Here is a 12642-nt window from a genome sequence, read left to right on the forward strand (position 1 = left end):
TAGTAAATTGGCAACTGAGACTGCCTAGTTTCCACTCAAATCAAATGGGTGAGATTTAAGTTAAATCCCAGTCGCTCTGCCTCTTGTAAGATATTCACTGCTTGGTTTGCCTGTTTGCGAGAAGGGTTTTTGTTAGTAGCTGCAAGTCGTCCCAGGCTAAAGGCTAGACTGCGTTGCCAGGGTTGCAAGTTGCTGGTTTCCTTGGCCCAGTGAGAGAGCTGAAACCAAGTATCAGCAGGCACTTGACTAACTTGAGCAATGATTTCTAAATCGAGGGAATCGGGGCTGTCGATACCTTTGTCAACTTGATGTGAAGTTCCCTGATTGACTCGGATTAACTCCTTCAAGAACGCGGCAGGTAACTCAATATCAAGAGCCTGAATAGTCTTCCAACAGTCCTCCTTTTTGCACCATTCGGTGACATTGCGACCTTCAGGAGGGTCTGTGATGGTCTGATGGACTTGTCGGGAAACAATCGCGATCGCTTCCCCTATGGCTGAGGAAATACCTTGTTGTTTCCAGATTGTATCCACATCGATACACTGGGCTGTTTTGTGGCAGAGGTAGGCGATGGTATAGGTTACGATATTAGCGCGATAGCCGCCGAATTGCTCGGCTTGGACAATCTTTTCTGCTGACCTGAAGAGGATTGCTTTGGCAACGAGCCGCTTAAAATAGGTTTCGTCAACTTCAAACCTGCCTCGTTTAGTTAGGCGAACTGTAAAGTCGATAAAGTTCTTCTGCGCTCCCCGACTTACCAGGTGTGGTAACTGCTCCCAGGTATTCTCAAACTTTGCTAGGTCTGTCTTGGTGAACTTCTGTGAAGTAGGATGCACAGTGGCAAAGGCTTTCTTCTTTGCCAGGGTTGGTTCACGACCCTTAGCATCAAGATACTGTCCTCGCGCCCGTTCATAGAACCAGCGCGTTTGTCGCTGCGTCCCATCTACTGCTGGTGCCCAGATGGTGCGGGATAGTTCCTCGATTTTGATGTGGAAGGGGTCGTTAGCTGAAAAATCGGCTTCACTCACCTTATTTTGGTTGTTGGCATAGCGGGAGATGAGCGGGACAATTTCATTAACCTGTTCTGGGTCTACTACCGAGAGCTTTGCTTGTACATAAATATCAGATACATCAGCTTTGTCTTTCCTAACTGCTTGATAAATCGATGCAGTCGTTTGACCACCATTGACAATTTGCAAGTCCCGTGCATATTTGATGCCTTTACCGCCTCCAACCAAATCAGTTAGTTCAACGGCTTCGGCGGTGGCGGAAATTCCGTTGTTGTAGGCTAAGAAACGATGGGGTTCTTTGAGGATTGTTTCCCTAATTCCTTTGTTGACTTTCCCTCTGGCTTGTAGGAAGGAGCGAACATTGCGTTCTAGCAGACGGGGACCATACTCGGCGTATATTTTATAGAGGATTTCACCGGGAATGATTGCCATGTATGCGCTGTAGTCTGAATTAGACGCTGGCATGGGCAAGCAGGGAATTGATACACCATATTGGGATTCAAAGTCAATTTCAATTGTTTCTCGTTGTTTACCTGAACTTAGGCAACGGTAAGTTCTTTCAATATCCCAGACATGAAAGGAACAGATTAAATTTTCAATCGTTTCATGTTTTTTGACATCTAGCGTTGTACGACCATCGGTAAACAAGTACAGCCTTACTTGGCTTAGTTGCTTCCTTAAATCGTGGATATTAAGCGCCATATCGAAGACGTTGGAGGCTTCTTCAAGGGATTGATGGTATCCCTTGAGTGCTTGCTGCAAAAAACTCGTGAGTCTGCGAAATGCTGTTTCAACCTCTTGCTTAGTTACGGTTACAGGAGGAACACTCTGGGTATGAATTGATATGAATAAATTGAGACAGTCTAAGTCTTGATTAATGCTGTAACCATTGACTTTAATCCCACGACTTCTGTAGTAGCAGACTTCTCCATCTTCCAGTTCTCCTGCTGCGGTGAGGGATTCAATCATTAGACGAGTGAATTCATCCTCTCGGAAAGAGTCTGCCTCTCCATCTTCGCTGTCTATTCCACCGTCAGAGCTACTAATTACTTCCTGTCTGAGGTCTTCCGCAAATTGAATTAATCCTGTTTGAGTACTCATGAATTGCCGCTGATTAGAGAAATTACTTTAATTTCTGGTAAGGAAAAACGCCTGCATTCGGCAACACTGATGGTGTAACGTACATCCCCAACACCATTTCGCAAATCAGCTTCGACAATTCTGGGAAAATCTCCCTCAACTTTGAAGTAGTTAACCTCGCGTTCGGTGTAACCAATTTGTTCGTAGCGGGGGGTATGGATATCTAGATATCCGACTTCAAAGAGCAGTGTTTCTAGTTCTTCCTTGGCTAGCGGGTCATTTTCGACTAGCGACCTGACACTGGCAACAATATCCGGTAAAGACTCCCCTCGTTTTTGTCTGACATCAAGGGACAGGTGTAGCAGAATTAACGTACCAGTACCAGTATCATCTAGCTGTCGTTCACTTGCGATCGCTAGTTTCTGATGCTGCTTTGCTACAGTGGTCTTGACCTCGATAGCACAGCGTTCTAATTGGAAATCCTGTTGGGTTCCTCTCGGACCAGTCCAGCATTGCACCCCTTGACGGGAACCAATTTGAGGAATTACAACCTGCCTCAGAAACCACAATTCACCATAGAGTCCTTGCTGTGCGGCGGTACTGAGTCCTTCAGGATTATGCCTTTCTAGAAAAGCTTGCCATCGTCGCAGACGGGTGATGAATCCAACTACGGCGTTTCGCTCGTCCGCAAGGGAAGCGATGTGATAAACAATGTCCTGCACCAATGTGGTGAATATATCGCTGTATCGTGGGTCAGTAAGAACCAGTTGGAGAGTAAGATAGGAATTATCATCATTTGGCAGAGCGACACGCCTAATCTCAAAGCTGCTAGATTTTGGAAAAACAGTGCCTCTTTCAACTGATGAATGCTTTACCCGCATCATTAAAAGGCGTGTATTAGTGGGCTTTTCAATTGCTAAATAAACGTCATATTTAACCTCTGGTAAAATACGACGGGTGAGATAGCCAGAAGATACAGTTACAGTATCTTCCTCTAACAGCTTCCAGGTATCCTGCACCGTCATATCTCACCAAATTCCTGTTCCCAGTAAACGTTATTAACCTGGTATTCAATCCTTCTAGCTGTAGGGCTGTTAGGGAAACTCACAGCAAAACCGATGACAGGAAAATCAGATTCTATTTCTGCTGGGTCTAGTGGATAAAGCAGCAGTAACCCATTTCTGGGCAAACGCTTGGAACGTATAACTTTTCCGTTGGGAGTTTTACTAGAACTCGGTGGTTTTCCAGCTAGTTCTCTTAAATGTCGGGTTTCATCAAGAATTGCATCACGAGTTGGTTGAGGCAAATCAAGCCACTCATCTGTTGGACTCAGCAGACGAGATTTTTTCAGCCGATATTCGGCAGTGCTGGAGTCTGCTTGCTGGCGTTCAATTAAACCAACGCCATATCCAGCAATGCTTGCCCTATTTTTAGGGCGCTGGCTTGAGATGAGAATAACTGTCCATGAGACAAGCTCATTCAGGGGACGTTGGGCTTTTATGTACTGAGTTAGCAATGAAGTTTTTGCAACTCTACTTTTAGGATGTGACTCATATCCTGATAGAAAATCAATGATTTGAGCAAAAGAGACTTTCTTCCAAATATAATTGTCATTCTCTCGTTCAATATATGCACCCAGATTTTTCAGCAGTTCTTCTGTCGCTTCAAAATTTCTCTGGTTGATTTGATTGTCCTTGTAAAAAATAGTTGTCTCGCTGATACTTCCGGCAAAGGAGAGTTCCATTTTTGTGCCTGTTTTCATTTTGTTAGCACCAGTAATCATTAGTCCTTGTGGGTGCGTGCGAACTTTGAGACCAAAATCTTCAGGCGTTCCACCGCTATCAGCCATATAATCAAATTCTTGTCGGAGTTCCTCACTGGCGATGGTTATATGTTTGTACCATTCAACTAGATCATCCGTCGTATAAAGTCGGCAAACATCAAGATATCCGGGTCTATAACCAAACCAGCGTCCCATTTGCATCAATGTGTCGTACATTTTGGAAGCCCGGAGATAATAACTTACGGTTAAACCTTCCAAAGTTAGACCACGAGACAATTTATTGCCACCAATGGCAATGACACTCAGACCATTTTTATATTCCCAATAGTCAAGAACATCCTTAGCTGTGCCGTTTATTTTCTTGACTTGAATCTTGGACACTACCTGCTTCAGTAAGGGTTTAACTTCCTCCCACGATACAGGTTGCAACTGAGTATCAGATATGGCTTGGGTAGTTGGCAGGAAATCTCTTGTCCATAACTGCTCAAATTCTCTTAGTACCTGATCCAAGGCGTTACCATCCCCATACCGCAGCCTTCTTTTCAGAGAAGCCAACTCATCTCGAACTTGCTCTGTAACTTCGGATTGGACATTTGCATAGCGAGTGACATGAACCAACATTGAATTATGTTCATTCTCCTGTCCTCGTGCCATCCTCATAGCACAGGCAAGAATAAATGCTCTAATTGCTTTTTTAAGAGACCAGGGAAGATAATCAGGAACATGATCCTTTTTGTGTTTGTTGGGCATCCAGGATTCATGGTCATCTACAAGCCTGATAATCGGCAAACCTTCTGATGCTTCCAAGCTAGATGTTTGATCTACATCCAGTCCAAACACCTGAGCGGGTCCTATATAGTTGGATGGCGTTGGTAGATTAATGATGAAGCTGCGAGGAAAGAGGTCTTCTCCACATTCTGGTGTAGTCACATCTGGGTAGATAAAAATATTGGCAAATGGGGTAGCAGTATATCCTACATAAGCACTCTTCTCAAAACTATAAAGTAACTGCCTGATTAATTTATTTATTGCTGAAATCTCATGATCTTCTTCAAGATTACCACTCTCATCAAATTGCAAAGGGTTTGTATTGATAGAGGCATTGTCAGCCTCATCATCGATAATGAGAATAGGCACATCTCTGACAATTTTTCTTCCTGATTCTTCGTGGACAATTCCTCTAACACTTAATGCCCATTTAAAGAGATTAGTTAAAATAGACTTATTCTTCTTCACGACAAGCAAGAGTGGGTCTTTACCACCAGGATGAACTCCAAAACTATTCACTACCCGCCGATTAAAATCCCCGTTATTGGCACTGCTTGTTGCTGAATTGGCAACGAGCCACTTCCCAATAGGAATTTTCCCTACACCCAAAAACGAATTCCCTCGATCAAAAGCTCTGTTTACCTGAGAATCAAAACCAAGGAAGCCTTCATCTAAACGTAGTTGTGTTTGGCTTCGCAGACTATTCTGCATACCAGCCAGCACAATAATTAGTTTGTATCCGGCATCAACTGCCTTGCAAATCAGACCCGTATAGTTCGCTGTTTTTCCCGACTGAACTTGTCCTACAACCATTCCTCTTCGATCCCAAGCGCCGGGACGTTGGGGGTCTTCGAGCCGTTCCAGAACAGAGTTTGTGAGTCGGTCAACACTATCTATCGTTGCTGGTGCCCAACCCTTTTCCTCTTCCAGATAACGTCTGTAACGATCCCAGAAATCCCAAATAATTTCGCTATTGCGGTCAGGCAACCAGTGGATATGATCCTCTTGATTATCCAGAATTGTCCCGATGCCAATCCAGGTATTGAAAAGACTTTGAAGCTCCCGAACTAGCTTTTCCTCATCCACTTCAACAGCATGATTCCGCTGGCTTCCAAGCATAGAAAGAACAACTCTAACTTTTTCTTGAATAATTTCCCGCGTGGGGGTTGGCTCAACCTTCAACATAACTTGAGCTAACTGCCGAGCCATATCATAATCATTCATTTCAAGCCTCCTCTATATTTATTCATCTAAGCTGGCTACCAGTTCTTCAAAGTGCTGAAAAGGTTCCATTGTAATTAAGCGTCTCCGAGCTTCTAGAGGAGATAATCCACTTTTTATAAGAGCGTTATAAACTTGTATCATTACTTCTTTGACTTCTTTAGAAAGCACTCCCTCAAAAGGTTGGCTATGCTGATCTAAGTGTTCGGCACTGTCCAGCCAGATTTGCTGTACGGGAACAGTCTCTTGAATCAGTCGCAGTAATGCCCGGATAACCTGGCGATGTTCCTTGGGAACATTGAGTGCCTCTTTAACTAATGGATGTTCTTGGTTAATCGAGTAAAATACCTTGCCATGTTTTACCTTCTTCTGCCAGGGAAAGACGTAACTTTCTGAAGACTGTCTGGCAATGATTTTTCCTCGATGTCTGTATATATCCGCAGCTTTTCCCCGCGTCAGTCTTGCAATGCGCTTGAGGTCTGCTCTTAAAGACGAAGGTGGACGCGCTCTAGATTTTTTAACATCGATACTCCAGTCACTATCCATTGAATTGGGCAGGTCTACCTGGATACGAGCCAATTTACAATGCTCATCCCTCTGTAAACCCAGACCCAGCCAGTCACCTGCTACCAGCATCCTTTCATTCCTGTAAATGTAGAAACCCTGTTGAGCATTCCAGCCGTTTGGTCCCGCCGCTTTCTCATAGGTTTGCTGATCGACTTTTGAGTGATGAGGCAGCACATAAGGTTGAACAACTACCCGCTCTGACCCGATATACAGATTCTCCTCTGGCAAAAACTGAGTAGCTTTCTCTTTAGTCAGAAATGGTTCCCAAGGTTCGATGGGCAAGCCGTTAATCCAGATTTGTAACTGATTCCGCCGCTCCAAGAACCTGTGGAATACCATAACCAGATGCTTTTCCACATCTTCCATAATTTCTAGAAAGCGGTTTTGTGCCTTCTGATCGTCAGTCTTTGTCCCGCCTACAAGCCGATCCATGCACTCCCATAGCACCACAGTCCCGCTTGTTATTTCGTCTAGTTCTGCCAGTCGCGCTTCCGACCCCGGTGCTGCTGAACGAAGTAATCGCCACTCGCCAGTCTGGTTAACATAATCTAAATCCCAGCGACGGGTCACTGGCTTGTCACCTACTGCCCGTGAACGAACCGTGAGCCGCCTGCACTGGGAAAATGAGGCTGTTTTGAGTCCCAGACCAAATCGCCCAAGGTCATCCGGCTCCCGTTCTTCTAGTGGATTCCGGCTACCCGGTCGCATGGCGTTGATGAGTTCTGTTTCGGTCATACCCTTGCCATCGTCCCGAATAGACACATAAGACTCGGAACCGTCCCAGAAGAAAGTCAGCCAGACATTCTTCGCCCCTGCGGAAATGCTGTTGTCAATCAGATCTGCGATCGCCGTTTGAATGTTGTAGCCAAAAGCCCGCAGTGATTCAATCATTGCAGGCGCATGAGGCTCCGCGATGTCGTATTCTTCCTCAGTCAGCTTAGTAGCTAGAGTCATTATTTTTACTTGGTGAACCTAGGGTCAGGCTAGCCCTCTAAGTTGGAGAGGCAATAAATTTCACTGCTCAAGCTCAGTAAACCACCAACCCCAACCCGTCTATTTAATAGAATTCCCAAAATACTTTCCGAAAGCACACCAGTACTTAGATTCCCTCTGGCTCATAAGACTTTTTGACCGATTCCATAGCAGTAACGGTCTGGCTATTGATTCATTCATTGCCTGAAGTAAACAGAATATTTGCCCTTTGATTAAGGGTTTGGGTCTCTGACTGAACTCTTGATTTAGAGATGATTTCTTTTTTGACTATAGCGCATCAAACAAACTGAGCTGAGTGCTTGCATAGTACGCTTGTACCTGTTTGGCAATAGGTTTGGCGATCGCTTCAGCAAGAAGAGGTGGTACAGAATTACCAACCAGCTCAAACATTCTTGTCATAGGTGCATCAAAGACAAAGTCATCAGGGAAGCTTTGAAGTCTGGCAGCTTCTCTCACAGAAATACTACGATTCTGCTTAGGATGAATGTAAGCCAGACAATCTTTTCCCATATGAGCCGTTAATGTCCAAGCAGGTTTATCCCAAGGCAAGCGCTTATATTTATCATCAAATATATCCCATCGGTATCGCCTCATAAATTCAGGTAAATCTAGGTACTTACCTCCTGGTGAAAGCATGGCAAAGCAAATCATATCCAGTGGATTATGGGCACGGCAGATATGGTTCATTACACCATCTGGTTCTTTTTTTTTTCTTATCTTTTTGCTCATTTTTATTTGGTATTCTGATTTAGGTTTTGATAGATAAGGTTGCTTAGTGTCAAGTTGCTTTGGGCCACTGCTTTTTTCTCTTAAAGGTATATAAGGAGGTGTCAGAGGGATTAGATCACTGATAGCTTCACTTACTGAAACTTTTTTTCTTCTAAAAGCTTTAGGAAATTCAAACTTGAAATCCAAGTCTTGTCGAATGCCAACTATAAATAGACGTTGTCTAACTTGAGGAACACCATAATTAGAAGCATTTAGTATACTGTGTTGAATTCTGTAACCTGGAAAACTTTCTCGTTGACGTGGCAACCCTAATTCAAGGCTATTAAGTATCTTCGAGAATAAATCTTTCTTTAGTACTAAAGCATCAACGTTTTCCATAACGAAAAACAAAGGTTTATAATACTGCAAGCATTTAACAAAATATTTATATAAAAAATTTCTTGGATCTTCTTCTACTTTTTTGCCTAAGGATTTCATTTTGCCAATACCAACCCTAGAAAAAACTTGACAGGGAGGCCCACCAATTAAAATGTCAACTTCTCCTGGGTTGATTGGCAATTTCTGTAAATCAAGAGAACTGATATCTAGAGCAGGTAATTTAAACTTACAGTTAGGAAAGTTTCTGTGATGAGTGCGAATAGCATGGGAATTATTATCAATTCCTCCCAGGATTTTACAACCAGCGTTCTGAAAGCCCAAACTCATTCCTCCAGCCCCACAAAATATATCAAGAACAGTAGGAATTTTAAAATTTGCTGGAACCTTTTTTGACATTGACAGGAAATTCCCTAAAAGAACATCTGATATTTATTTTATTACATTTAAGATGCATTGGTATCAGAATAAAAATATAATAATAGGAGTATTATAAAGATGTTGAGCTTGATTTTTGTAAAAAATAAAGAAGATTATCAATGTGCATATAATATATTGAGTAAAATTAAAAATACAGGGCGTAGTTTAAGTGACAAAGTTGATAGGTTTAACCTACAATAAATTAACCTTTTAGGACGGAATTAACTCCTGAGAATGAACATTTTGCCGATGCTATAGTAGCACTGCCTGATGGTTCAGTTGGAATCAGAAACGACATTTAAAAATATTTCTTTGTTTGACCAGATGACTCAGAGCTTATCTGGAATATCAAGACTAAATGCGAGATTTAAGTAAGCTGAGCCGCTTTTGCAATTTGACCTTTTCCACACAGAAGGGGCTTGGTATAACTGCCTAGCGCGATCGCATCTCCTACCTCCTCCACTTCAAATCCTCAGCCGGTCGAATATCCACCAGTTCTCCTTCCTCCCACGCTTCACTATCCGGTTTAACCAGACGTTGGGCGAGGTTTTGGAGTTCTGCATCTGAAGCACGATCACCTTCTAGTAACTCATTAATCCGTTCCACAGGCATTTCAGCATCAGCCGCAAGTCTCCCAAGCGCCCAATCGCGGTTACTCAGCGTTTCTTCAATCAAAAATGTGATCGCGTAGCGTGGGCGAAGCCCAGTCGCCCTTTAGGCGCTGGCAAAGCCAATCGCGCATTACTTTCCCAACCTCTAGCCTTTCTCGGCTGGAGGTTGCTTTTTTGGGGGTAGCGGAATCTTACCTTCTGCCTCTGCTTCCTCCATAGCCTTCTCCACAATGTATGCAGCCAAATTGGCGACGGGTCTTCCTTGGTAATTTGCCCACCGCTCCAACTTTTCATAAACCAAATCAGGCAGAGTTAGGAAAACTCTTTTGCTCACAGGTTCTATTTCATCCAAACCGCCTTCATCGTACACTTGAGCCTTTCTCCTTTGAATATTCTTAGCTGATATGTAGCTTATTAGTAGCTGATGTGCTACTTTGACAGAAAGATTGACTTAATCCTCCTCTAACCGTGAGTCCCAACTTGCCTCTAATCAGTCTGGATGAACTACCGCCATCGGTCAGGCTTCCCACTGACTTTCCAGATGGCACAGCAATACCCAAATTTCTGTATGGTGATCGCCTCCAGTGGAAGCCGTTATCTGATATAGACGAAACCGACAGGGGTATCGTCATTGGTCGGTTCTACGCCTTTGCCTCCCATCGCTGCCAATGGGCGTGGAAATATCTAATTTTCCTCGCACCCGAATCTCCCAGCGCTCAGTTCTGTGTCGCGGATACCTGCTGGGAAGAACACCTTGAACCTCTGCCCTTGGAGACCAACTCATGACCTCTCCTCGTCCCCTCGGACAACGAGAACTAGAGTTGATTCGTCTCTACGCCAACTGCCAGTTAGGGATGTCTCTCCGTGCCTTTGAAGCCAAGTGGAACGTAACGCGATCGCAGATGGCAGCTATCTGTCAATGCTCCCTCGCCACAGTCCAACGCTGGTTTGAGCGAGGAACCAACTTTTCGCCACCGACTAGATACCACCTGCGCTACCTAGCACTCGCTGATTTGTTTATCGAGCATTTTGAAGAAATTCCCGACAGGTTGAAGGCTCTTTTATGCCCTATATCCAATAGTCAAGAGTAATTTAAACAAAGTTAACAAAAACCTATCAGATTGAGAGGAATTCGATTCATGCCTCACTTGGTCACAGAAGAACGTTTTAGGGTGGTTAGAAGTACTCCGTTGCTGCCGACTTCTAGCACGAACAAGGGCATGACCTCCATTTCCACCTTCGATATCACCAAAGAACCCCTGCTCGACCTGCTACGGGACATCCAACAGGGCAAAATTCAGCTCGTAGACTTTCAGCGTTCCTGGTGTTGGGACGAAGAGCGCATTGAACGGGTAATTGCTAGCGTCTCCCTTGGTTTCCCCGTAGGAGCGGTAATGCTCCTTCAGCAAGGCAACCCGGATGTAAAATTCAAACCCCGCCTTGTCGAAAGCTTGAACCTTGCTCATCCTCCCGTACCAACAGCTTTGATTCTTGACGGACAGCAACGCCTCACCAGTCTGTTCATGTGCCTGCTATCCGACCAACCTGTGCGGATTGACCGAGGCAAACGCTACCCACCAGAGCAACGTTGGTACTACATCGACATTGCCCAAGCCCTCGACTACCCCCACACCGATCGCCGAGATGCCATCTGGGGCTTAACGGTCGATAAAAAGCTCTACCGGCCCGGACAACCTGTAATTGACTGTTCGACACCGAAAAAAGAATTTGAACTCGGTTTATTTCCCATTTCCCAGGTCTTTAATTTCCCTCAATGGCGCTCTCAATACTGCAAATACTGGCATTACGACCCCCAAAAATTAGCCTTGATTGATGAGTTTGAAGCAACCGTCATCAAAAAATTCGAGCATTATCAGATGGGATTGTTCGTCTTGAGAGCCGAACTACCTAAAGAAGCTGTTTGTTACATTTTCGAGGAGAACAACAAACGACAGTGCGAATTAACACAATTTGACTTGTTAACCTCCTCTTTTGCTGCCGCTGATTTTGACCTGCGCTCAGACTGGATAGCCAGAGAGAAACGCTTTAGTTCTCATCCAGTTTTGCGCCTGTTAAAGCCAACAGATTTTTTACAGGCGATCGCTTTGATGGGCAACTATGCGCGACGAGTGCAAGCTCAGCAGCAGGGTTGTCATCCTGAACGGCTACCGGGAGTAGCGTGTAATCGTCAGGATGTACTGGGTTTAGAGTTAGCGCAATATCAGCACTGGATGGAACCGATCAGTGCCGCCTTTGAGGAAGTGGCTCGTTTTCTCCATACCCAAGCCATCTTCGATGCTAACGACCTTCCTTACCCCATGCAGCTTGTGGTTATGGCTCCTTTGTTTGCGATTCTAAAAGAGGGAATAAAACTGGACTGGGTGCGGCAACACTTACAACAGTGGTTTTACAGTGGGGCCGCATCGGGGATTTATTCACGTTCGCGGGAAGCGACTGCCGGGAAGGATTTGCTCGAAGTCCCTAAATGGATTAAGGGTGGCGAAGTGCCATCAACTGTAAAAGAAGCACATCTATCGGCAGAACGGTTGCAGAGTTTAGTGAATTCTCAAGGGGCGACTTACAGAGCGATCGCGGCTTTACTTAGACGTGATGGGGCATTAGATTTTGTCAGTGGCGAACCCATTACGGCAGCTCGTTACTTTGACGAGAAGATTGAGAACCACCACATCTTTCCTCAACAGTGGTGCAAGCAACAAGGCATTCCCCGCTCGCGTTATAACAGCATTATTAACAAAACACCCCTAACGGCAAAGACCAATAAGTTTTTAGGGGGAAAAGCCCCATCCGAGTATCTGGCAAAGTTAGGAGAACAGGGAATGTCAAGGCAGAGGATTAATGAGATTTTGCGCTCGCACCTAATTGAGCCGACAACTTTGCACAACGATGATTTTGAGGCATTTTTTGAACTAAGGACGCAGGCGCTGTTAGCCAAAATTGGTAGAGCGATGGGTAAGAGTTTAGTTGGGGAGTCGTTGCCGGAAAATGGGAGTGGTAATGGATTCCATCCAAAGAGGTTTATCGATTATCACGCTCCCAAATAAAAACTGCGCTCGCCCCAAAGGGC

At 44.6% G+C, this 12642-nt stretch carries 10 protein-coding genes; 3 read left to right on the forward strand and 7 right to left on the reverse strand.

The window, feature by feature from the left end; genetic code table 11:
- Nucleotides 1–35: 35 nt before the first annotated feature.
- The 7 genes from MIC7113_RS16725 to MIC7113_RS16755 form a co-directional block, all read right to left on the reverse strand.
- A complete protein-coding gene (locus tag MIC7113_RS16725) occupies nt 36–2111 on the reverse strand; it encodes an AIPR family protein (RefSeq protein ID WP_015183347.1) in 2076 nt (691 codons plus the stop codon).
- Nucleotides 2108–3115: a PD-(D/E)XK motif protein gene (locus tag MIC7113_RS33440; RefSeq protein WP_015183348.1), complete on the reverse strand. Its 1008-nt coding sequence runs from the start codon at nt 3113–3115 to the stop codon at nt 2108–2110. The genes MIC7113_RS16725 and MIC7113_RS33440 overlap by 4 nt, the downstream gene beginning before the upstream one ends.
- Nucleotides 3112–5865, reverse strand: a complete 2754-nt coding sequence (locus tag MIC7113_RS16735) for a Z1 domain-containing protein (protein WP_015183349.1) — start codon at nt 5863–5865, stop codon at nt 3112–3114. The genes MIC7113_RS33440 and MIC7113_RS16735 overlap by 4 nt, the downstream gene beginning before the upstream one ends.
- An 18-nt stretch (nt 5866–5883) precedes the next feature.
- Nucleotides 5884–7383, reverse strand: coding sequence for an ATP-binding protein (locus tag MIC7113_RS16740; protein ID WP_015183350.1), 1500 nt, complete (start codon nt 7381–7383; stop codon nt 5884–5886).
- Between the two features lie 306 nt (nt 7384–7689).
- Complete coding sequence (locus MIC7113_RS16745) at nt 7690–8925, reverse strand: DNA cytosine methyltransferase (RefSeq protein ID WP_015183351.1); 1236 nt, start codon at nt 8923–8925, stop codon at nt 7690–7692.
- Nucleotides 8926–9396: 471 nt separating this feature from the next.
- Nucleotides 9397–9621, reverse strand: a complete 225-nt coding sequence (locus tag MIC7113_RS16750; protein ID WP_015183353.1) for a hypothetical protein — start codon at nt 9619–9621, stop codon at nt 9397–9399.
- An 81-nt stretch (nt 9622–9702) separates the two neighbouring features.
- Nucleotides 9703–9927 (reverse strand): ribbon-helix-helix domain-containing protein, encoded by a 225-nt coding sequence (locus MIC7113_RS16755; RefSeq protein ID WP_015183354.1) that lies wholly within the window; start codon nt 9925–9927, stop codon nt 9703–9705.
- Between the two features lie 98 nt (nt 9928–10025).
- Here MIC7113_RS16755 and MIC7113_RS16760 point away from each other — a divergent pair, with 98 nt between their 5' ends.
- The 3 genes from MIC7113_RS16760 to MIC7113_RS16770 are packed head-to-tail and all read left to right on the forward strand — an operon-like array spanning nt 10026 to nt 12619.
- Nucleotides 10026–10343 (forward strand): hypothetical protein, encoded by a 318-nt coding sequence (locus MIC7113_RS16760; protein WP_216596327.1) that lies wholly within the window; start codon nt 10026–10028, stop codon nt 10341–10343.
- Nucleotides 10340–10648: a hypothetical protein gene (locus MIC7113_RS16765; protein ID WP_015183355.1), complete on the forward strand. Its 309-nt coding sequence runs from the start codon at nt 10340–10342 to the stop codon at nt 10646–10648. Before MIC7113_RS16760 ends, MIC7113_RS16765 begins: the two co-directional genes overlap by 4 nt.
- A 48-nt stretch (nt 10649–10696) precedes the next feature.
- Complete coding sequence (locus tag MIC7113_RS16770) at nt 10697–12619, forward strand: GmrSD restriction endonuclease domain-containing protein (RefSeq protein WP_015183356.1); 1923 nt, start codon at nt 10697–10699, stop codon at nt 12617–12619.
- Nucleotides 12620–12642: the final 23 nt, after the last annotated feature.

Source organism: Allocoleopsis franciscana PCC 7113, assembly GCF_000317515.1.
Lineage (GTDB): Bacteria > Cyanobacteriota > Cyanobacteriia > Cyanobacteriales > Coleofasciculaceae > Allocoleopsis > Allocoleopsis franciscana.